Here is a 22,898-nt window from a genome sequence, read left to right on the forward strand (position 1 = left end):
GCTTCTCAAATTGCGTATGTGAGTTGGGAAAATACTTATGGTCCAAGGGGAAGGATCGTCAACCAAGCCTCTATAGGCTCTGCAAACCTCACCATATCGAAACGGGTGCGAAAGGAGAGTGGCATGGAACGGTTCAGGGCTGAGGCGCCGATAAGGCAGAAGCTGCAGATCGCATTTGGCACGATGATCGGGCTGATGGCGTTGCTCGAGTTCCTGTCCTTCTTCATAGCGGGGTGGGTCCGCCTTGGCGTCGATCTGACGCTGTTCATCCTGGCGACGCATCTCGCGATGAAGTTCCGAGCCGCGATCGCCGACCCTTATGTGGAAACCGTCGTGCGCATGGAAGGTCTAGCTGCCGGCGATCTCAGCAGCGCTATTGCCTTCACGCATTACAAAGATTGCGTGGGGCGCATGACAAAGGCGATGCTTACCTTCCGCGATGCCGCGGTCGAACAGCAGCAGCAGGCGATCGAACAAGCCGATGTGGTAAAGGAGCTTGGTGAGCACCTCCGTCGCGTGCGGTCGGGAGATTTAACAGCCAAGATCGATCACCCCTTTCCCTCCGATTACGCTTCGCTGCGAGATGATTTCAATTTGACGCTGGAAGGTCTGAAGGAACTGATCGGAGCAGTTTCTCTTAGTGCCACCACCATCGAGAGTGGCGCCAACGAGATTGCAACGGCTTCTGAAGATTTGGCGCGGCGAACGGAGGCGAACGCCGCGAATTTGGAAGAAACCACCGCGGCAATCACCCAAATGGACAGCCGCCTGAAGCAAACGGCTGCTGCGGCGGCCAAGACGGTTTCGCGTGCGGATGCTGCGATCTCGACGGTCGCAGATGGGCGAGTTATCGCCGATGATGCGGTGTCGGCCATGGGGAGAGTCTCGGATAGCGCGAAGGGAATCGACAGCGTCATCGAAGGTTTGGACAAGATCGCTTTCCAAACGCGCGTCCTCGCCATGAACGCTGCTGTCGAAGCTGGTCGCGCAGGCGAAGCCGGACGCGGCTTTGCTGTCGTCGCTGATCTCGTGTCCGCTCTTGCGATGCGCGCGGAGGAGGAAGCCGGACGGGCTCGTGATCAGCTTACCACCACACAATCCGAGATTCTATCTGCCGTGGAAATGGTGCGTAAGGTCGACGGCGCGTTTGTTGGAATCTCGAATGACGTTGGCGAGGTGCATGACCTCCTTGGCAACATCGCTAAAGACAACAACGCGCAGGCGAACGCTGTTAGCGAGATCAGCGAAACGGTCAACGCGATGGATCAAACGACGCAGCAGAATGCAGCGATGGTCGAGCAGACATCTGCCGCGGCGCGCAATCTCGCAAGCGAAGTGATGCAACTGACCCAAGCTGCTTCGCATTTCAATATCGGTCAGCCATCAGAGCGGGGCGCAGTCCGTTCCGGCTGGAACAAGCCGGAGGCTTACGCGCAGCAGAAGCCCGTGCGCTCGAACACATCCTCTTCCGGCGCTGGGGAGTGGAGCTCGTTTTGAGCTGCGCACCATGATGAAGCCGGAGGATTGAGGATCGGCAGCGGAGGCAAGCTTGTTGCCGATTTCTCCGTCGTCAACCTGCGCGAAACTAGCTATGAGAATGTTATGGCAGCTCAGCACGAAGACTCGGTGGCGGAGGTGTTGCACTCGTCCTCGAGTGCCGCGAGATCTTTCGTCGCGGCAAGCTGGTGTCGATCGGGCCTCAAGCATGGTCTGGACGCGGGTGCCGCGCGAGCATCCGATCTGGTATCGGGCTGCGATCTCACGCAGCGGCGGCAGCGTCATGGCCTGATGCTCGAGGTCGCGCGCCCTCTGCTCGACCAGCTGTTTCAGATCGTCGCAGTCACCGGTTGCGCCGTCATGCTATCGGACAATGAAGGCGTCATCCTCGAAGCGCGGAGCAGCGCGGGTGATCGGGAGATGTTCGACAAGGTCGGGCTGACGCCGGGTGGCGTCTGGAGCGAGAGCCGCGAAGGCACCAACGGGATCGGGACCTGCCTCGTGGAAGGTCGGCCGATCACGATCCACCGCGATGAGCATTTCGCCAGTCGGAACATCGGCATCAGCTGCATGGATGCTCCGGTTCGAGACGCGGCGGGACAGTTGGTAGGAGCGCTCGATATCTCCAATTGCCGCGACGATCACACGATGGCGATGGGCTCTCTGATCCAGAAGATCGTTCAGGACGCCGCGCGGCGGATCGAAAGCGGCATCTTTCGTCGATACTTCGAAGGTCATCGCATCATCGATGCAAACCTTCCCGGGGGCGATTCGGCTTTGCTGGCAGTCGATCGCGACGATCTGGTTATCGGCGCCACGCACGCCGCGCGCCATCGCTTTCATCTTACCGATGCATGCCTGACCGGGTGTCGAAGCGCTGCCGACATCCTCGGTGGCGGCGAGGCCGCATCCTTTCGCGACTCGGAACGCGCGGTATTGCGACGCGCTTTGGCGCAGGCGGATGGAAACGCAACGCGTGCCGCCAGGGCTCTCGGGATCGGACGCGCCACGCTCTATCGACGGATGGAGAAGGTCGGTTTGACGCGCGATTGACACGAGGTGCCGTCAAGCTGTCTCGACAGCGAGACAGTGCCGCCCCCCTTCGCGCTGCTCCCTCTTTTCAGCGCCGCTGTTTCACGAAACCATCCTCTTCAAGACCGGGAGCATCCGGCAACGTGAGAGGATAAACGATGGACATGCGAACCAATCCGGCGGCTTCCATGAGCGCGCCCTTCGCAGAGAAGTACGACAACTTCATCGACGGCAAGTGGATGGCGCCCAAGGACGGGCGGTATTTCGACAATATCTCGCCCGTCACCGGCAAGCCCGTTGGCAAGGTTGCGCGCAGTCAGGCGGCCGACATCGAAGCCGCACTCGATGCAGCCCATGCCGCCAAGGACGCCTGGGGCCGCACCAGTGCCGGCGAGCGCGCGCTGATCCTGAATCGCATCGCCGACCGGATGGAAGAAAATCTCTTCAAGCTCGCGGTCGCGGAAACCTGGGACAATGGTAAGCCGCTGCGCGAGACGGTGGCGGCCGACATCCCGCTGGCAATCGATCATTTCCGCTATTTCGCTGGCTGCATCCGTGCGCAGGAAGGCGGCATTTCGGAAATCGACCAGGATACGGTCGCCTATCATTTGCACGAACCGCTGGGCGTTGTCGGCCAGATCATCCCGTGGAACTTCCCCATCCTGATGGCGGTGTGGAAGCTTGCGCCGGCACTGGCCGCAGGCAACTGCGTGGTGTTGAAGCCTGCCGAGCAGACTCCGGCCTCGATCATGGTGCTGTTGGAGATGATCGGCGACCTGCTGCCCGCCGGCGTGCTGAACGTGGTCAACGGTTTCGGCGTGGAAGCGGGCAAGCCGCTCGCCAGCAGCAGCCGCATCGCCAAGATCGCTTTCACCGGGGAGACGACCACCGGCCGTCTCATCATGCAATACGCCAGCGAGAACCTCATCCCGGTCACGCTCGAGCTGGGCGGCAAGAGCCCCAACATATTCTTTGAGGATGTGTGCCGCGACGACGATGACTATCTCGACAAGGCGATCGAAGGCTTCGTGATGTTCGCGCTCAACCAGGGCGAGGTCTGCACATGCCCCAGCCGCGCGCTGGTGCATGAACGCATCTACGATCGCTTCATGGAACGCGCGATCGCCCGTGTACAGGCAATCAAGGCCGGCAACCCGCTCTACATGGAAACCATGATCGGCGCGCAGGCCTCGTCCGAACAGCAGCAGAAGATCCTGTCCTATATCGACATCGGCAAGCAGGAGGGCGCCGAACTGTTGACCGGTGGCGAGGCCGCGCGGTTCGACGGCGAAATCGCGGGCGGCTACTACGTCAAGCCGACCGTGTTCCGGGGCAACAACCGGATGCGCATCTTCCAGGAGGAGATCTTCGGCCCCGTACTCGCCGTGACCACCTTCAAGGATCATGAAGAGGCGCTGCAGATCGCCAACGACACGCTCTACGGCCTGGGGGCGGGGGTGTGGAGCCGTGATGCGAACACGTGCTACCGCTTCGGCCGCGCGATCCGGGCAGGGCGCGTGTGGACCAATTGCTACCACGCCTATCCCGCCCATGCCGCATTCGGTGGCTACAAACAGTCCGGCATAGGGCGCGAAAACCATCGCATGATGCTCGATCACTATCAGCAGACCAAGAACATGCTGGTCAGCTACAGCCCGAAGAGACTCGGCTTTTTCTGAGGCGGGCCGCGGAGCGGTGCGGTGCGGTGAATCCTCGCCGCGCCGTGCCCAAAAGAGAATCCAGGAGAGACATCATGACGAAGACCATGAAAGCCGCCGTCGTGCGCGCCTTCGGCGAACCCCTGCGGATCGAGGAGGTGCCGGTGCCCGAAGTCGGGCCAGGCATGATCCAGGTGGCGATCCAGGCATCGGGCGTGTGCCACACCGATCTGCATGCGGCGGAGGGGGATTGGCCAGTCAAGCCCAACCCGCCCTTCATCCCCGGGCATGAAGGCGTGGGCTTCGTGTCCGCGGTGGGGCAGGGGGTAACTCATGTGAAGGAAGGCGATCGGGTCGGTGTGCCCTGGCTCTACACCGCCTGTGGCCATTGCACCCACTGCTTGGGCGGATGGGAGACGCTTTGCGAAAGCCAGCGCAACACGGGCTACTCGGTCAATGGCGGGTTCGCCGACTATGTCCTGGCCGACCCCAATTACGTCGGTCACCTGCCCGACAATATCGGGTTCAACGAGATTGCGCCGGTACTGTGCGCGGGCGTCACCGTCTACAAAGGGCTGAAGATGACCGACACCAAGCCGGGCGATGCCGTGGTCATCTCCGGCATCGGCGGTCTGGGCCACATGGCCGTGCAATATGCGGTCGCGATGGGGTTGGACGTGGTCGCCGTGGACGTGGACGACGCCAAGCTTGCGCTTGCACGCGAACTCGGCGCCAAGGAGACCGTCAACGCGCGGACCGAAAAGGACCCCGCCGCCGCGGTAAAGCGAATGACCGGCGGCGGCGCGCGCGGCGTGCTGGTCACGGCGGTGAGCGAGAAGGCCTTTGAGCAGGCCGTCGGCATGGTCGGGCGTGGCGGCACCGTCGCGCTCAACGGACTTCCGCCGGGCGACTTCCCGCTCAACATTTTCGGCATGGTGCTGAACGGCATCACCGTGCGCGGTTCCATCGTCGGCACGCGACTGGACCTACAGGAATCGCTCGATTTCGCCGGTGACGGCAAGGTGAAGGCGACCATCTCCACCGCCAAACTGGACGATATCAATTCGGTGTTCGAGCGGATGCGCAAGGGACAGATCAACGGGCGCGTCGTGCTCGACCTGACGCAATGATGCCGAGCCGTGCGCCGATGGGCGGGGCGGTCCTTTCACAGGCTCGCCCTGTCCACCGCGTGCTTGCCACGGAAGCAGCCGCGATGCTGCTGGCCGAAATCGCTGCACGCCACGGTCCGGTGCTGATCCACCAGTCCGGCGGGTGCTGTGACGGCTCCAGTCCCATGGTCTATCCGCGCAGCGAGTTCCGCCTCGGCGGCGCGGACGTGCTGCTGGGCACGATCGACACCACCCCGGTCTATATCGGGGCGGGGCAGTTCGCGGCATGGAAGCACACGCAACTGATCCTGGACGTGGTGGAGGGGCGGGGCGGCATGTTCAGCCTCGACAACGGGACGGGCCGGCGCTTCCTCGTGCGGAGCCGCGCCTACGACGAAGGGGAAATCGCCATGCTGCACCGGGCAGATCGGCTTCGCGCGATGCAGGCAGCGCACGGTCGGGATGCGGACGGCTTCTGGCTTGCGGAGGCGCGCCGCCTCGACTGGAGCGTCTTCCCGACCAAGGCGGACGAGAGCAGCTTCGACAAGCGCGATTTCGGCATACGCTGGTTTGCCGATGGCGAACTGAACGTGTCGGTCAACTGCCTCGACCGCCATCTGATGACGCGCGGCGATCAGCAGGCGATCGTGTTCGAGGGTGACGAGCCGGGTGAAGGGCGTAGTTTGACCTATCGCGCGTTGCATCGCGAGGTCTGTCGCTTCGCCAATGTCCTGAAAGCGAACGGCATCGCCAAGGGGGACCGCGTAGCCCTGTACATGCCGATGGTGCCGGAGGCGGCGATCGCCATGCTCGCCTGCGCACGGATCGGCGCGGTCCATTCGGTGGTGTTCGGCGGGTTTTCGCCCGAAAGCCTGGCCGACCGGATCATCGACTGCGGCGCGACTCTCGTTGTCACCGCCGATGAGGGAACCCGCGGCGGCAAGCGGATTCCGCTCAAGGACAATGTCGACTGCGCGCTGGAACGTGCAAGCGGGGTTCGCTCGGTCATCGTCATGCGGCGGACCGGTGGCCCGGTGTCGATGCGGGAGGGGCGCGACATTTGGTGGGAGAAGGCTTGCGCCGCCGCCCCCGACGATTGCGCGCCCGAGACGATGAATGCCGAAGATCCACTCTTCATCCTGTACACTTCCGGCTCGACCGGCAAACCGAAGGGCGTGCTCCATACCACCGGGGGCTATTTGCTGTGGTCCACGCTGACGTATGACCTGCTGTTCGGACCGGAGCACGGCCGGGACGTGTCCGACGACCTGTTCTGGTGTACCGCGGACATTGGCTGGATCACCGGGCATAGCTATGTCGTCTATGGCCCGCTCTCAAACGGCGCGCGGACGGTCATGTTCGATGGCGTGCCGAACTACCCGGATCCGGGCCGATTGTGGGAAACGAGCGCGCGCCTGGGCGTGACGATCTTCTACACCGCACCGACGGCGATCCGCGCGCTCATGCGCGAGGGCGACCGATGGGTGACGCCCCACGATCTGTCGTCGATCCGCCTGCTCGGAACGGTGGGGGAGCCGATCAACCCCGAAGCATGGGACTGGTATCACGAGAGGATCGGTCGGGGAGAATGTCCGATCGTCGATACCTGGTGGCAGACCGAAACGGGTGGGGCGCTGATCGCTCCCGTGCCGGGCGCGACGGCAACCAAGCCGGGCAGCGCGACGTTTCCCCTGCCCGGGGTCAGCCCCGAGCTGGTCGATGGCGAAGGCCATGCGCTGGCCGGCGCGGCCGAGGGCAATCTGGTCCTCACCCGCAGCTGGCCGGGCCAGATGCGCACCGTCTTCGGCGATCACGAACGGTTTTTCCAAACCTATTTCAGCACCTTCCCGGGCACCTATTTCACCGGCGACGGGGCGCGCCGCGACGCAGATGGCTATTTCTGGATCACCGGTCGGGTCGATGACGTCATCAACGTCTCCGGGCACCGCATGGGAACCGCGGAAGTGGAGAGCGCGCTGGACATGCACGAACTGGTGAGTGAGGCCGCCGTCGTAGGCATGCCGCACGACGTTAAGGGGCAGGGAATTTATGCCTTCGTGATGCTGAATGCAGGGGAGGAGGGAAGCGAGGCGCTACGGGGGGAACTGCGGACCCTGGTGCGCAAGGAAATCGGACCTATAGCCACACCGGATGTAATCCAGTTCGTCCCAGGGCTTCCAAAGACCCGATCGGGTAAGATCATGCGGCGCATATTGCGCAAACTGGCAGAAGGTCAGGCTGATCAGATCGGCGATATCTCTACGCTGGCGGACCCAACGGTGGTGCAGCAACTGCGAGAGGGCATGAACGAACCAGCCGGACGGTGACACCGGCATTGCAACTGCTCCCGGAGGCATCGTCGCGTCAGCGCTCGATAGAAGTATCGCCAAAGAACCACGCTCTGATTTGCTTGGCCGGATGCACGGTTTGACGAAGGCCGCCGGTCAGTCACCAGAAAACGCCAAGGTGGAACCTTCCAAGGCTGACGGCTGATCGGCGCAGCTGTCGGGTTCGGTCCATTGCGGCGGAGCGTGGCACGATCCGCGTGACGTGCTCCGCGGCGCCACCTTCACTCTTCGGCTTCCGGTTGGATAGATTGAGCGCCCGAGTTGTGGCCAAGCCAAGCTCATCATCTGGACTCTCTCTGAGAAATAATTGCCAAGATACAGAGTTCGCGCGGAAAATTACCTCCGTGTATTAGTGCACCGCAATGCCTTCATTTGGATAGAAAATCAATATCCAACGCGTTGTCTCAAATGCGAGACGCATTCATCCCGAGATTTCGTTCACAGAAAATTCCTTCCACCCCATGTGCCTACAAGAGAAGGGAGGGGTTTCCGCCGGTACGTGCCAATTTACGGGCCTGGAAGGATGTCACTAATGAACGTGATAAGATATCTGAATAGAATGACCTCGCTACAGCGTAAGATTGCTTTGATAGCAGGTTTTTTCCTGACAATGACAGTAATGATCCTCGTGCTCGCAAGCGCGTTCTTTGCTTGGAACTCGCATGCATTCGTCGGTCGGGAGGTCGGCACCATTGTGAGCGCCCAAGCGAAGGACATGCTGCAGAACCGCGCTGCGGTAGAGGCGCAGGGTATCAAAGGCGCCCTCGACGTCGCATTCGATGCCGCGCGCACGGACGCGCACAGCTTTTCGGTGCTCGCAGAACGCACCGCGCCTGGCGAACGCCGCGCGCAGTTCAATGCATTGCTGCGTCATGTGCTTGAACAGAATCCGAGCTTAAACGGCACCTATTCGGCTTGGGAGCCCAATGCGATCGACGGCAACGATGCCGGTTTTGCCAACAATCACGCGGCCGGATCGGACAGCACCGGCCGTTTCCTCGCCTATTGGACGCGTGGCGCGAACGGCAATGTCGCGATCCAGCCCCTCGTCGAATATGACAGCGCCGAACGCCATCCGAACGGGCTGGTGAAGGGCGGCTGGTACCTCGGCCCCAAGGCCAATGGCGAGGAAAGCATCCTCGGCCCGCTGCCCTACATCGTGCAGGGCAAGCAGGTGTTCCTGGCCACTATGTCGGTGCCGATCACCGTGCATGGCCGCTTCGTGGGCGTCTCCGGCACCGATTATGATCTCGATTTTCTCCAGAAGGTGGCGAGCAAGACCAACGCGTCGCTATTCTCGGGCAAGGGCGTGGTGCTGATCGTCAACAATACCGGGCTGATCGCGGCCAACAGCGCCGCGCCCGAGACGATCGGCAAGGCCGCCGCCAGCGCCGATCCGCACTGGGCGCAACTCGCCGACATCGTCAAGACCGGCGAGGCGCGGGTGATCGACGATCCCAAGCAGGCGAATATCGACGTTTATTCGCCGATCACGCTCGGCCGCAGCAAGACGCCCTGGTCCGTGGTGATCTCGGTCCCGCGCGCGCTGGTGATGGCGCAGGCGGAAACGCTCAGCGGCTCGCTCAGCGCCAAGGCGATCACCAGCATGGTGCTGCAGCTGCTGATCGGCATCGGCGTCGCGGTGGGCGCGGTGTTCGCGATTGGCCTGGCCGCCAAGCGTATCGCGACGCCGATCAGCCAGTGCGCCCAGTTCGCCAACGGCATCGCCAAGGAGCAGCTGGACCAGAATCTGGCGATCCACCAGGCGGACGAAGTGGGCACGCTGGCCGAGGCGCTGCGCAAGATGCAGGAGGACATCAAGGCCAATCTCGCCCGGCGGGTGGACGAGCAGGCCAAGACCGAGTTCGTCGTCGAGACGGTTTCCACCAGCCTGGGCGGCCTTTCCAAGGGCGACCTCACCGTCGATATCGCCCAGGCCTTTCCGAGCGAATATGAGGGGCTGAAGCAGAACTTCAACACCGCGCTCGCTAGCCTCCGCGACCTGATCGGCGCGGTGGGCGAAAGCACCGAGACGATCCGCACCGGATCGCAGGAAATCGCCCAGGCCTCCGAGGACCTTGCCCGCCGTACCGAAAGTAATGCGGCGAGCCTGGAGGAAACCAGCGCCGCGCTGGTGCAGATCGACGGGCGGTTGCGCGCTGGTGCAAGCGCCTCCGACCAGACGCTGAAACGCGCGGACCAGGCGATCCTGACGGTGCAGGGCGGCCGCTCAACTGCCGACGAAGCAATGCAGGCGATGGGACGGGTGAGCAGCAGCGCCGAGGGCATAGACAATGTGATCGAGGGGCTCGACAAGATCGCGTTCCAGACTCGCGTGCTGGCGATGAACGCAGCGGTGGAGGCCGGGCGAGCTGGCGATGCCGGCCGCGGCTTCGCGGTGGTCGCCGATCTCGTCTCGGCGCTGGCGATGCGGGCGGAAGAGGAGGCTCGGATCGCGCGCGACCAGCTGACCGCGACCCAGACCGACATAACTGCGGCGGTGCAGGCAGTGCGCCGGGTGGATACCGCGCTTGTCGACATCGCTCAAGACGTAGAGTCGGTGCACGGCCTGCTCGGCACAATGGCGGAGGACAGCCGAGCGCAATCCGCAGCAATGACGGAGATTAGCGCCGCACTCGGCGCAATGGACCAAGCGACGCAGCAGAATGCGGCGATGGTGGAGCAGACCTCTGCGGCGGCACGCAATCTATCGATCGAAGTGACATCGTTGAGCGCACAGGCGGCGACGTTTACCGTGGACAGGGTTGGGACGAACCTCCGATCGTTTCAGCGCGACGTACACGTGCGAGGGGCGCGGCCCGATCGCGCGCGGTCATTCGCCTGAGGCTTATGCCAGACCGTAGGGGCCCGGGATTGCTCCCGGCCCTTCTTTTGGACACACTCCGCGGACAGCAGGTAGTCCGAGACTTGATTCATCTGGCTCGAGTGCTTCCGTGCGTTCGGCCTGGGGATGAAAAATTATCACGGCTGCCGGCATCCGGTCTTGAGTATCCAGAGCCGGGAATCGGAAGGACCGCTCATGGTAACGGAAAACATGTTGCTGGGCGGCCGAGAGGGGCCGGTTCGGAGAGAGGTGGCTCGGGGAATCTGAACAGCGGGGATAAGTGGATTGCCGATCGGAGAGCGGCCATGCTGGCCGCAAGGAGAAGGCAAGATGAGCAAGCGACCCCGGCGGAACCACAACCCTGCGTTCAAGGCGAAAGTGGCACTTGCAGCGGTGAAGGGCGAGAAGACGCTGGCCGAGCTGGCACAGCAATATGACGTGCACCCTAACCTCATCAACCAGCGGCGTGCACGGCTGTTGGAGGGTGCGGCTGACGTGTTCGGGTCGGAGCCGGTCGCGGCAGAGGCGGCAGTCGACGTGACGGTACTGCACGCTAAGATCGGCGAACTGACGCTGGCGAATGATTTTTGGCCGGTGCGCTCGGTAAGGCAGGTCTGTTGCCGAGCGCAAAGCGATGATCGACCGTGGTCATGCGCTGCCGCTGACGGCTCAGGCGGGCAGCTCGGGATCAGCCGGGGCAGCATCTACTATAAGCCGCGGGCGGTATCCGCAGCCGACCTGGCGATCATGCGACGGATCGACGAGTTGCACCTGCTCTACCCGTTTGCCGGCAGCCGGATGCTGCGCGATCTGCTTCGGCAGGAGGGCGTTGCGGCGGGGCGGCTCCACGTGGTGAAGCGGATGGGGCTGGAGGCGCTCTACCGGTGCCCGAACACGTCGAAGCCGGCACCCGAGCACAAGGTCTATCCCTATCTGCTGCGCAATGTGGCGGTGATCCGGCCCAACCAGGTCTGGGCAACCGACATTACCTATGTGCCGATGGCACGCGGCTTCGTCTACCTCGTCGCCATCGTCGACTGGTTCAGCCGGCGGGTGCTGGCGTGGCGGGTATCGATCTCGCTCGATGCAGCGTTCTGCATCGAGGCGCTGGAGGAGGCGCTGGCGCGCCATGGCAAGCCGGCAATCTTCAACAGCGATCAGGGTTCGCAGTTCACCAGCTCCGCGTTCACCGCCGTCTTGCACCGCGAGAAGATCGCCATCAGCATGGACGGAAAGGGGCGCTGGCCTGACAATGTGTTCGTGGAGCGCCTCTGGCGCTCGGTGAAATACGAGGAGGTTTACCTCAACGCCTATGCCTCCGTCCCCGAGGCTCGCGCCGGCATCGGCCACTATCTCGGCTTCTACAATGCCGTCAGACCGCACTCCGCGCTTGGCGGCCGCACGCCTGACCAGATATACCTCGGCCAGCCGCTACTCGCAGCGGCATGAACAACCAGCGGTGGTCCACTTATCCAAGCCGCGAGCATGTGCAGACAAACCGAGCCACCTCTGTCACTCCCAGTGGCAGTGCGACGAAGGCGGGCCAAGCATTTATCCGTTCATGGTAAGCGTACGCCGAAGGCCGCGGCGTAGTGGGATCAAGCGAAGATTTCGCGCTAAACAGCGCGCCCGTGCCACGGGAGCAGTTCGTCGAGGCGGCTGTTAGAGCCCTCGGCGATGCGGGCGAGGACGTCGACGAACCATGCGTGCGGGTCGACATGGTTTTCCTGCCCCTTTTCTTCGAAACCGGCCTTTCCTGAGCACACAAGGATGGTCGCGTATGGGGGTGCAGATATGTTTCGCTAGGAATGAGCGCTTTGGGCCGAACTCCCCATTTAAGGAAGGCCGCTCGAATGGCGGAAATGTCCCGGTCCCAGTCATGAGCGGACTGGCCGCTCATAGGCGAGTTGCTTTTCCAATTGAACGACATGGATGGGCGCATAGCCGATCGGCAGCTGTCAAAATTAGGAGTGAGCAGTTCGATGTAAGCCGACGTACGCGCGGTCGTGCCGGAATGGCGGCAGGTGGTCGCCAGCTGCCGGGAGCGAGCCCATTGGCGATGGCCCGCGACTGCATCGAAGAAAGGTGGAAAGGTTGAGCTTTCGGTGCGAATCAGACGCTCGCCAGCGCTTCACCAAGTTCGGATGCAAACGCCACTGGCCCTAGAACAATCCGTGAAGTCCGCCGATTTCCAGCTACGGTTTTGCAGTAAATTTGCAGTAAATTGCACGTTTGTGCAACTATTCGGCAGCTAAGCGATTGAAATCGCTGGTGACCCCTAAGGTTGCCGAGAAACGTATGTATCTATCTGTAGAAAAAGTATAATATTCTTATGGAGTTGCTTGATGCCATCAAAAGTACCATCATCATTCATATCATGTTCTGCCATCCGATGGGGCAGGGAGGGAGCCCAAAGGTTGGGCGGGACACAGGCCTGCACGCCTGACCTACTTGCCCCGGCTGCCCAGGTCGGCCCGTATCGCAGGGTACTCCGAGGGCGGCAGGTCTACCATCTTGGGCGCAGTGCGCATCCTGCGATGGCCAGCAGCAGGATGCCGACAAGATGCCAAGCGGCGGTTCGGTGTGAATCGGTGGCGGGTAGTGTGCGCATCGAATTTGCGGTCGTCAGCTCATAACCGGAGATCCGGTTTCCGGCGGCAAGGCGCCCCATTGCAGTCATGCCTCGGCCCGGCCCCCTGCCTGGCGAGCCGTTCCGCAGGCTCTGCGCGTTTGAGGTTTGGGAAACCTTTGATCCCCGTTGCAGCACCGCTGGACGGTCCAGCCGTTCGAGTTTCTCGCGGGTCGCGGCGTCCGCGTGCCAGTCGCCGCGATCGATTGCGTTCAGCATCGTCCGGATAAGGTTGATTCGCGCCGCCGGATTGTTGCGCGCGAAGAACCGGTCCAGGCGGGGTGGTTTGCACTTCCATGACCGACTCAAACCTCGACAGCCGCCGGGACCTCCACCGGTGTGCAATGGCTTGCCTCTGCGACTATCCGGCAGTATTTGCGAATCGATCGCAGGAGTCGCGGGCGCTTACCTCCCAGGCAGATAACCAGGGGCATCAATAGCGACATATGGTGGTAGGCTTGTCCCAACAGTCCGAGACCCTGCAACTCTTTCTTTCCTACCGATCCGAACTTCTGCGGCAGGCGAATCGTATCACGCGCGATCGCGCGCAGGCCGAGGATGTGCTTCAAGAAGCATGGCTGCGCTTTCGTGCCGCTCTTGCCGAGCGCCAGATGGATGAACCGCTCGGCTATCTCTCGCGGATCGTGCGCAACTTAGCGCTCGACAGCGCACGCCGCAGCGGTCTGGAGAGTCGGCTTTTCCAAACTGAAGGCGACGCGGATCCGCTGCAGGTGCCGAGCGAAACGCCATCGCAGGAAGCCGCCGTCATCTCCGGATTCGAGTTGCGCGCCGTGGAGAATGCGCTGGCGCGGATGCCCGAACGCATGCGGGCCGCGGTCCGGATGCACCGGATCGAGGGCATCAAGCTCAAGGACATCGCGAAGCAACTCGGGATATCGGTGACAAGCGCCCATGGCTTGGTCGCCGAGGGCGTTACCCGCTGCCGCGCAGCGCTCCGCGACAGGCAATAGGTGGTGGCGCCTGTCACCCACTCGAAAAAACCGACATCCGGATCGTCGAGCAGGTAAGAACCCTTCGATCGTGCGACGGGCGATTGGCCGCGGGCAATGAGGACGAGCTAATGGACAGCCGCAAGGAGGGCGAAGCACGGGAGGGCGACGCCATCGAGCAGGCCCGTGCCTACCGCGAGGCAACAGACTGGCTCATTCGTCTCGACGAGGAACCGGAATCGCCCGCGTTGCGGATCGCCTTCGCAGCGTGGCTCGCAGCCAGTCCCGCCAACGCGCAGGCCTGGGGCGATACCGCGCACGCGTCGGATGTCCTCTCGCTCGCGTTCGCGCCGTCTCCCAGGGTCGTACCAATCGAGCACGCTCTCGATCGCCGGCGCCAGCGGCACCGTCTCGTCCGAGGCCTGTTTGCGGGCGGCGCGGTGGCCGCCGCCGCGTGCATTCTGCTCTGGGCCGGACCAAGCCTCCTCACCAATTTGCGCGCCGACCATGTTGCGCCGACCGGCGAGGTGCGGACAATCCACCTCGCCGATGGCACGCTGGTCAAGCTGGCGCCGGGCGGTGCGCTGGCGGTCGACTATTCGGACGGGCAGCGCCATGTGCGACTGCTGCGCGGCAAGGCTTTTTTCGACGTCGTGCATGACCGGTCCCGGCCTTTCCGGATGGGCGCATCGGGCGCCACCGTCACTGTTCTGGGGACTGCCTTCGAGGTGCAGGCCCGGGAGGATGGCGTGGGCGTGGCGGTACGGCGGGGGAGGGTGCGTGTCGCCTGCGCTACTGCGGCACCCGACGCGATCCTGTCGGTCGGCCAATCGGCTGACATGGCGTGCGACGCCGGCAAGGCGCTGCGCGCCGATACCCCGCCCGAGCGGATCGCGAGCTGGATCGATGGCCAATATGTTGCGACTGACCGTCCGATCCGTGACGTCGTCGATGCGCTGCGGCCCTGGTACCGTGGGATCATCGTCGCGCGCGGCGAAGGCCTGGAGACGCGGCGCGTCACCGGCGTCTATGATCTCCGCCACCCCCAGGAGGCCCTCGCCGCGCTTGCTGCCGCCCATATGGTGCGCGTGACGCAGGTTACGCCCTGGATCACCATCGTCACCTCGGACTGAGCCCCAAGCCTCCTCGAAAAAAACTCCGAAAAAACCTGAAGCCGATCCGTTGACTAAACAGAGGAATGCAAATGACTCGCATTTGCATTCCTCATAGGCAGAAGGATAGGGGTCAGCTTGGTGGTTTCCGGGGGTTCGTGGGCGCGGTCAAGGCGCCGGTCGATTATGGGGAGCGTCCTTCTGGCAGGCGCGGCGACGACCCTGTCGCCGGCTGCCGCCATGGGGCAGGCGCAGGTCGAGACACCGTCGCGCAGCTTCGACATCCCGGCGACGTCGTTGGCCGACGCGCTAGCAAGTTTCGGGCAGCAGTCGGGTCTCCAGATCAGTGTCGATGCCGCCATCGTGCGCGGCCTAAGCTCGCCCGGCGTGCGCGGCCGGCTTTCGATCGCCGAAGCGCTGCAGCGGCTGCTCGCGGGCAGTGGGTGCAGCTGGCATCTGTCGGGCAATCTCGTCACGCTCGAGCGCATTCAGGCCGCCGACGGCGGCGATGGACAGCAGTCCCCAATCGTCACCGAAGCGCTCAAGATCGAAGGCGCCGCCGGCGCGCAGGATACGGGCGCGGAGCGCGATGCCCGGCGGCACGACGCGGTTTTCGACCGCGACCTCTCTTCGGCATTCGCCGGCAAGGACGAGGTCGAGCGCTACAAGGGTGTCAACCCGGCCGACATTCTCAAGGGCATGGTCAACGTGTTCAGCGGCGACTCCCGCAACAGCGGTGCGCTCGATCCGAGCATTCGCGGCATTCAGGGCCCCGGCCGCGTGCCGGTCATCATCGACGGCACCGAACAGGCGCTGACGGTGTGGCGCGGCTATAACGGCGCCAGCAACCGCAACTATATCGATCCCAGCCTGATCGCCGGCGTCGAGGTGCTGAAGGGGCCGGTCTCGGCGCGCGGCGTCAACGCCTCGACCGGCGGCGCGGTGGTGATCAACACGCTCGACGTGGCCGACATCCTCAAGCCGGGGCGGAAACTCGGCATCGAGCTGCACCTTGAGGGCGGCAACAATGCGGTGTCGCCGCAGCTGCCGACCCTGCGCACCGGGCAGGACTATCGGACCATTGCGGGTTTCCCCGGCAGTCCGGGCACGCCGGGCCTGCCCAACTTTCCCTATAACGATCCCACCGTCCGCGTGCCGATCCACAAGGCGGCCGACAATGACGCCTTCTCGATGGGCGACAAGGCGGTGCGGCTCGCGGCGGCCGGGCGCCTCGGCGATTTCGACCTGATCGCCGCCTATGCCTATCGTCAGCGCGGCAACTATTATTCGGGCGAAAACGGCGCGGGCTATTATCAGCAATCCGGGCTCGAGCTGGCGCCGGACACCTATGTCCGGCTGCTGGGGCTGAACTACAAGCCCGGTGAAGAGGTGCCCAACACCTCCAGCGAAATGGAGTCCTGGCTGGCCAAGGGCACCTGGCACATCGCCGCCGACCAATATCTCCAGCTGGGCTTCCGCGACAGCAAGTCGACCTATGGCGAGATCATCCCCTCGCGGATCATCTCTACCTCGACCTCCACCTTCGGCAACATCCAATGGCCGCTGAGCAAGGTCCACGCCCAGGCCTATAATGCTGAGTACAAGTGGCAGCCGGACAGCAAATGGATCGACCTGAAGGCTAGCCTGTGGGGGACGCACACCGTCAGCGACACCTATAGCGCCGGCGGCTTCCCCAACGCCGCTTCCACGGTCGATCCCATCCTCATCAACACGGCGCTGGGCAACAGCCACAATGATCGCATCGGCTTTACCGCCAGCAATCAGGTGGAGCTCAGCCGCCGCCTCGACGTGATGCTCGAGGGGAGCTGGCAGCACGAGAAGCTCAGCTCGGAGGACCAGTATAGCGACGCGATCGCTAATGGCTGGCGGCAATATCCCCGGGCCGGGCGGCGCGAGGAATATCGCCTCCATCTGCGCGGCGACTGGCGCCCGACCAGCTTCCTGAAGCTCAATGCCGGCGTTACCTATTCGGGCTATTGGGCCCATGACGATTTCCTCGACGACCTGCTGCAGATCCGCGGCGGTTCCATCGGGCAGTCGGTCATCTCGGGCTACAATGCGAGCTATCAGACTACCGAGACGGGGGCGGCGGCGTACGAGGCCTGGCTGCGAACCCAGTTCACCAATCAGAACATCATCCAGCGTCGACTGGCGGCCTATATCGCCAATCCGGTGCCGTTCACCGTCACCCACAATGCCGTCTGGTCGCCCGATGCGCAGGGCGATTTCCGGCGCGCCGACAATCCTTGCATCAACGGCTTGCTGACTGCGATGTCCAATTATGTCGCGGGTTCGTGCGCGATGACGCCGGTCATGACAGACGCCGCCGTGACGCAGTCCGCCGACAAGCGCGCCCACGACTGGGCGCCGAACGCCTCGGCCACCGTCTATTTCAGCGTCGCGAGCAGGGCCTATCTCCGCTACGCCGAGGCGTATCGATTCCCCAGCATCTTCGAGAGCACGATCGGCTTCTCGGCGTCGCTCAACCCGACCCAGGTGCTGAAGCCCGAGCATATGTATGCGATCGAGGCGGGGTTCGTGCAGGATCTGAAGAGGGTCTTCGGCCTCAACGACGCCGACCAGCGCGCCGATATCAAGCTCACCTGGTATAACAACCTCACTAGGGACGTGATCGAGCGCTCGACGCAGCTCCTGTTCTTCAATCTCGACCGGCAGGAGATCCAGGGTCTCGAGCTGCAGGCCCGCTATGACAATGGCCGGTTCTTCACCGAACTGGGCGCGGCGCACATGACGAAGAACAAGGTGTGCGACGAAAGCTTCGCCATCGAGCAGGATCCGGTGCAGGGCCGCGTTCCCAACTGCGTCAAATACGGCTTCGTCTCGAGCTACCTGCTCACCCAGGCGACGCCCGAGGACCAGATCAACTGGAGCCTGGGCGGACGCTTCCTCCGGAAGCGGCTGGAGGTCGGCAGCCGCCTGACCTGGTACAGCGGCTACGATAATCCGCAGCTCGACGCGTTCATCAGCGGCCCGGTCGCCGATCGCATCAGCGGCTATGGTCTCAACGTCCCCTATAGCTGGGGCGAGATCCTGACCGTCGACGCCTATGTGAAGTTTCGGCTCAATGATCGCTACTCGGCCGAGCTGGTCGCGACCAACCTCAACGACCGCTATTATCTCGACCCGCTGTCGCGGTCCCTCATGCCGGCCCCAGGCCGGACAGTCCGGCTCAGCCTCACGGGCCGGTTCTGATGACGGAGATTCAGGGCCGCCGCCCATCCCGACAAACCCTGCAAGACCTGTGGGATGGCGACGCGCCCTGGAAGAAGGCGCCTGAAGGTTCAGGCGCTCCAACTGCAGGAGCACTATCATGAAGATCGTACATCGCAAGGCGCTTGCGGCCGCCGCCGTCGCATCGCTTGCCTGGTGCAGCGCTGCCAATGCGCAGATCGTCGGGGTATCGACCGACACGAGCAAGGTCGTGGTCGGCACCAGCACGGTCAATGGCGGTCCGCACGCCTCGGGCCGTCCGGGCATCGCCGTCCCGTCGACGGGCCTCGGCCGCCTCGTCGACTTCCAGGGCCTCCAGTCCTCGGTAAGCGTCGACGCCAACGCGGTCTCGACCGTAAACGCGCCATCGGACGCACCATCGAACCACAGCAGCCTGGGCGTGTTCCACTTCGCCAAGGTCGGCACCGCCAACCTCTATTTCGGCGAATGGGCGCAGACGTCGAGCGTCGGCGACGGCACGCACACCGTCTATTATGCCGGTGACAGCGCCGGTACGACCGTACCCACCAGTGGCACGGCAACCTACTCGGTCAAGGGCATCAGCGATTATGCGAACAAGGGCCTGCTGACCGGCACGTTCACCGCGAATTTCGGCGCGGCGACGCTCACCGGCAGCATCGCCAATGCCGGCACCGGCTTCGGCGTGAACATTGGTACCGCCGACATCGATGGCACCAACATCATCGGTGGCGGCGACGCGACCGCAACCCAGTCCGGGGTGCAGGTTGCCTCGGGAGGCCAGGTCAGCGGCCGCTTCTACGGCAGCAACGCCGCGGCGCTTGCTGGCGTCGTCGCGTTCGGTAGCCGCCAGTATGACACGGCCTTCGGTGGCACCAAGAACTGACCTTCCCCGTCGGTTCCGCCATTCGGGCGAGGGGATCTTCGGATCCCCTCGTTTCCCTTCGCTTGCAACGAGCGTTCCTTCGACCGCCAACGGAAAGCCTTTCGGCCGTGCAGCGCGTACCTTCGCTTCTTCGACAGCGCCTTGCCGGTGCGCTGCTCGTGACTAGTGCGGCCATCGCGGCGGGAGGAACTGCCCGCGCCCAGACCATCGGTGGTGACGACACGCGCCTGCGCCTCGACCAGAGCATTGATCGACGCTCCGACGCTGCCGAGCTACAGCTGCTGGAAGGTGTCGAGGATCTCGGCACCGGACCGACAACGATTAGCATCGACGGGCGAACCTACACAGTCGCTCGCAATGCCAGCGAAATGGGGGAGGCGCTCTATATCGCGGTGGCACGGCGGCAATGGGCCGACGCGCGCCGGTTTCTCAAGGCCTATCTGGCTCTGCCCGAGCGCGATCGCATGCTGGTCTTCTATGCCGAGGGCGCGCTGGCGCGGCAGGCCCGGGATCTCGCCTCTGCGGAGCGCTACTACCGCGCGTTGCTGGCACTTCAGCCCGATTTTCTGCCCGGTCTGCTCGAACTGGCCCGTGTCCTGTTCGAAAACCGCAAGGATGGGGCAGCACTCGCCGAGTTCCGACAAGCCCAGGCCATGCTAGAATCGCAGGGCGACAAGGCCGCCGGCATCCGCCAAACGGTCGATACCTTCGTAAAGGTGCTGCGGCGGCGGAGCGCATGGCAGGGATCTCTCGCGATCGGCCCGGGCTACAGCAGCAATCTCAACCAGAGTTCGGCGAGCTATGCCTGCCTCCTAAAGGGCGACGATGGCACGTGCCTGATCGATCGCAAGGTGCCCGACGCGATCCAAGCTGCCGGTATCAACTTCGAAGGCATGCTCAGCCGCCGCGTGCCGATCGGCGGCAATGGCGGGATCGCCGGCCGCGCCCTGCTCTATGGCGATATCTATCCAGGGAACGTCAGCTATAGTCAGGCAACGCTCTCCACCCAGATCGGCTATGACCACCAATCGGCGCGCGGTAGCTTCGCCCTGGCCCCCACCTTCGACATCGGAAGCCTGGGATCGGCGACGCTTTATACCGCCTGGGGCGTGCGGGGCGAGGCGGTGGTCAACGCGAACGACCATACGGCGCTCCGCATCGAGCTGAGCCGCAAGATTCTCGACTATCGGCTGCCGGCATATCGCAATTTCGACGGTGCCCAGACGGAAGCCTATCTAACCGGCTGGTATGGCGTGTCGCGTGGCCTGTCACTGTTCGGCGGACCCGATTTCGTCGACAAGACGGCGAGCAATGCCGCCAATGCCTATCGGCAACTCGGCTTCCGTCTCGGCATGAACAAGTCCTTCGGCAAGGCCGTTGGTCTGCTTATCTTCACGTCGCTCCGCTGGCGCGACTACCGCGCGTACAGCGAACTCCTCGAGGCGAAGCGCCACGATCGCGAGCAGAACATCGTCGCGATCGTCAAGCTGCCAGCGCTGCGCTTCGCAGGGCTGACCCCGAACTTCCTCGTCCAGCGAAACCGGGTCGAGAGCAATGTCGACTGGCTCTACTCCTACAAGCGCACCACCGCCGCACTGAGGCTTGAATATGCCTTCTAACCCTCGCCCGTCGCGGCTTGGCCGCGCGCCGCTGTTGCTCGACCCGCGCTGTTTCCACCCGTCGCTGGCAACCGTCGAGGTGGCGTGGCAGCGGTCCCGCTACGAAGTACCGCCTGCCTGCCGCGGGCTCGGTGTCTCCGGCACGGCTTTTGTCTTCGGTGCCGTGCTCGCGATCCTCGCCTGGGTACCCCAAGCACCGTTGGTTCCAGTCGCGCCATCGTCGCGAATGGCCGTCACGTTTGAACTCGCCCCAATGGCTGCCGCACCACCCGCGCCGCCGGTCGAGGTAGCTCCGGGCCCGCGCCAACAGGAACGGGAAGCCGCCAGCGTCAGCCGGTCGGTAACCCCGCAGCAGCAGCGCGTGTTGACGCCGGTGCCTAGCGAACTGCCTGCTGCGGCAGCGGTTTCAGCAGAAGAGGCATCGAGCCCGACGCGGCGTGTCGATCAGACCACCGCGCCGCCGGTGATCGCGAACCAGGCTTCGACCGCCGCCGCGCACGTAAACAGCGCGTCGAACGCGCAGGCTGCGCTCGCCAATTGGGAGAGCGAATTACTCGGGCATCTCAAGCGGTTCCTGCGGTATCCGCGCCCCTCGCAGAGTGCCCGCGAGGAAGGAATCGCACAGGTGACGATCACCGTGGACCGCCAGGGCCATGTGCTCGGCGCCCGTATCGCGCGCGGCAGCGGCTATCCGATGCTCGACAGCGAAGCGGCGGCGATGACCCGTCGGGGATCGCCGGTGCCGCCACCCACCGCCGACATTCCCGGAGACCCGGTGATGGTCACGATTCCCATCCTGTTCTCGCTCCGACACTGACACCTCCTCTAAAGAAAGGGCGTTGCATGACCACCACCATCCTAAACAATCCCGCGGCGGCCGAGTTGAGCCGCGCGAAGCGGTTGAAGGCCGCCACCAGTCCGGTCCACGCAACGCTGGATCATCGGATCATGGCGGCAGAGCCGTTTCGGGATCGCGATCGGTACGGCCGCTTTCTGCACATGCAGTATCGGTTCCACCGCGACATCGATGCGCTTTACCAGCACCCGGTGCTCGATGCCCTGCTGCCGGATCTTGCGGGTCGCCGCCGGCTTCAAGCCATCGCCCGGGATCTTGATCATCTGGCGATACCGATCCCCGATCATAATGAAGCCCCGGCCTTTGGGTCCGCACCGATCGACCTGCCGACCGCCTTCGGTTGGCTCTACGTGGCCGAAGGGTCAAATCTCGGCGCGGCCTTCCTCTACAAGGCGGCCGCAGCATTGGGATTGGATGCCAGCCACGGCGCGCGGCATCTTGCCGGCCATCCGGACGGCCGCGCGCAGCATTGGCGGGAGTTCACCGCCGCCCTCGACACGCTCGATCTTTCGGAAGAGGAGGATGCGCGCGTAATCGCTGGAGCGCGGGCCGCGTTTTCCCGAGTCCACGAACTCGCCGGAGCTACCTTTGGCTGAGCCGCGTCATCGCCGAGTTGTCGCCCATCTGTCGCGGGGGCCTGGGCGGCAATCGGCTTCTTGTTCGTGACGCTGGGTTTCATCGGCGCGCTGCTTCCGCTGATGCCCACCACGATTTTCCTGATCCTGGTGACGGGCTGCTTCGCGCGCTCCTCGCGGAGGCTGGAGGCGTGGCTGCTCCGCCATCCGCGGTTCGGGCCGACGCTCCGTGCTTGGCGGGAAGACGGCGCGATCGGCGCCCGCGCCAAGGGCATGGCGTGCGCAGGCATTGTGCTAGGCTATGCGCTGTTCTGGTGGGGCGCGCGGCCGACGCTCCTGCTCGACCTTGTCGTCGGTCTTGGATTGGTGGAGTGCGCGGCATTCATCATCAGCCGACCGGCGCCACGCAGGCCGTAGGATCGGTAAGTACCCAGTGCTGTGGCCCCGACAGGTAGCCGCGCACCTTCAAGAATCACCTAGCCACGGAACGGCAGCGCCAGATCATGTATGGGGCATCCTTCAATGAGCAAGGGGCGCGAGCGCAAGGTCCG

17 protein-coding genes are annotated in these 22,898 nt (G+C 63.7%); 15 read left to right on the plus strand and 2 right to left on the minus strand.

Features of this window, described 5'->3' with window-relative positions:
* Positions 1-123: 123 nt before the first annotated feature.
* The 7 genes from GGR89_RS19040 (at position 124) to GGR89_RS19070 (ending at position 11,938) form a co-directional block, all read left to right on the plus strand.
* The gene (locus GGR89_RS19040; protein ID WP_125976790.1) at positions 124-1,497 is read left to right on the plus strand and encodes a methyl-accepting chemotaxis protein; all 1,374 of its coding nucleotides are present in this window, start codon (positions 124-126) and stop codon (positions 1,495-1,497) included.
* Positions 1,498-1,524: 27 nt separating this feature from the next.
* Positions 1,525-2,550, plus strand: coding sequence for a helix-turn-helix domain-containing protein (locus GGR89_RS19045; RefSeq protein ID WP_342449852.1), 1,026 nt, complete (start codon positions 1,525-1,527; stop codon positions 2,548-2,550).
* A gap of 137 nt (positions 2,551-2,687) precedes the next feature.
* Positions 2,688-4,208 (plus strand): aldehyde dehydrogenase, encoded by a 1,521-nt coding sequence (adh, locus tag GGR89_RS19050; protein ID WP_125976789.1) that lies wholly within the window; start codon positions 2,688-2,690, stop codon positions 4,206-4,208.
* A 74-nt stretch (positions 4,209-4,282) separates the two neighbouring features.
* Entirely contained in the window at positions 4,283-5,317 is a 1,035-nt protein-coding gene (adhP, locus tag GGR89_RS19055) for an alcohol dehydrogenase AdhP (protein ID WP_125976788.1), read from the plus strand.
* The gene (gene acs, locus GGR89_RS19060; protein ID WP_425338780.1) at positions 5,314-7,623 is read left to right on the plus strand and encodes an acetate--CoA ligase; all 2,310 of its coding nucleotides are present in this window, start codon (positions 5,314-5,316) and stop codon (positions 7,621-7,623) included. Before adhP ends, acs begins: the two co-directional genes overlap by 4 nt.
* Before the next feature lie 553 nt (positions 7,624-8,176).
* Positions 8,177-10,489: a methyl-accepting chemotaxis protein gene (locus GGR89_RS19065; RefSeq protein WP_245201729.1), complete on the plus strand. Its 2,313-nt coding sequence runs from the start codon at positions 8,177-8,179 to the stop codon at positions 10,487-10,489.
* 330 nt (positions 10,490-10,819) lie between these two features.
* The gene (locus tag GGR89_RS19070; RefSeq protein WP_241218015.1) at positions 10,820-11,938 is read left to right on the plus strand and encodes an IS3 family transposase; all 1,119 of its coding nucleotides are present in this window, start codon (positions 10,820-10,822) and stop codon (positions 11,936-11,938) included.
* A gap of 167 nt (positions 11,939-12,105) precedes the next feature.
* Here the strand turns inward: GGR89_RS19070 and GGR89_RS19075 are convergent, their stop codons facing one another.
* On the minus strand, positions 12,106-12,255 hold the full coding sequence (locus GGR89_RS19075; protein WP_164521732.1) for a transposase domain-containing protein: 150 nt from the start codon (positions 12,253-12,255) through the stop codon (positions 12,106-12,108).
* Between the two features lie 740 nt (positions 12,256-12,995).
* On the minus strand, positions 12,996-13,337 hold the full coding sequence (locus GGR89_RS19080) for a hypothetical protein (RefSeq protein ID WP_125976787.1): 342 nt from the start codon (positions 13,335-13,337) through the stop codon (positions 12,996-12,998).
* Between the two features lie 239 nt (positions 13,338-13,576).
* Here GGR89_RS19080 and GGR89_RS19085 point away from each other — a divergent pair, with 239 nt between their 5' ends.
* The 8 genes from GGR89_RS19085 (at position 13,577) to GGR89_RS19120 (ending at position 22,764) form a co-directional block, all read left to right on the plus strand.
* A complete protein-coding gene (locus GGR89_RS19085; RefSeq protein ID WP_241213311.1) occupies positions 13,577-14,089 on the plus strand; it encodes a sigma-70 family RNA polymerase sigma factor in 513 nt (170 codons plus the stop codon).
* 110 nt (positions 14,090-14,199) lie between these two features.
* On the plus strand, positions 14,200-15,201 hold the full coding sequence (locus GGR89_RS19090; protein WP_125976785.1) for a FecR family protein: 1,002 nt from the start codon (positions 14,200-14,202) through the stop codon (positions 15,199-15,201).
* Between the two features lie 165 nt (positions 15,202-15,366).
* Positions 15,367-18,414, plus strand: coding sequence for a TonB-dependent receptor (locus GGR89_RS19095; protein ID WP_241218010.1), 3,048 nt, complete (start codon positions 15,367-15,369; stop codon positions 18,412-18,414).
* Positions 18,415-18,532: 118 nt separating this feature from the next.
* The gene (locus GGR89_RS19100; protein ID WP_125976784.1) at positions 18,533-19,297 is read left to right on the plus strand and encodes a Slam-dependent surface lipoprotein; all 765 of its coding nucleotides are present in this window, start codon (positions 18,533-18,535) and stop codon (positions 19,295-19,297) included.
* A gap of 158 nt (positions 19,298-19,455) precedes the next feature.
* Positions 19,456-20,916, plus strand: a complete 1,461-nt coding sequence (locus tag GGR89_RS19105) for a surface lipoprotein assembly modifier (RefSeq protein WP_241213308.1) — start codon at positions 19,456-19,458, stop codon at positions 20,914-20,916.
* Positions 20,917-20,950: 34 nt separating this feature from the next.
* Complete coding sequence (locus GGR89_RS19110) at positions 20,951-21,733, plus strand: energy transducer TonB family protein (protein ID WP_164542687.1); 783 nt, start codon at positions 20,951-20,953, stop codon at positions 21,731-21,733.
* A gap of 26 nt (positions 21,734-21,759) precedes the next feature.
* A complete protein-coding gene (locus GGR89_RS19115; RefSeq protein WP_125976782.1) occupies positions 21,760-22,368 on the plus strand; it encodes a biliverdin-producing heme oxygenase in 609 nt (202 codons plus the stop codon).
* Between the two features lie 51 nt (positions 22,369-22,419).
* Positions 22,420-22,764: a YbaN family protein gene (locus GGR89_RS19120; protein ID WP_125976781.1), complete on the plus strand. Its 345-nt coding sequence runs from the start codon at positions 22,420-22,422 to the stop codon at positions 22,762-22,764.
* Positions 22,765-22,898: the final 134 nt, after the last annotated feature.

The sequence above is a fragment of the Sphingomonas trueperi genome (assembly GCF_011927635.1).
Taxonomy (GTDB): Bacteria; Pseudomonadota; Alphaproteobacteria; order Sphingomonadales; family Sphingomonadaceae; genus Sphingomonas; species Sphingomonas trueperi.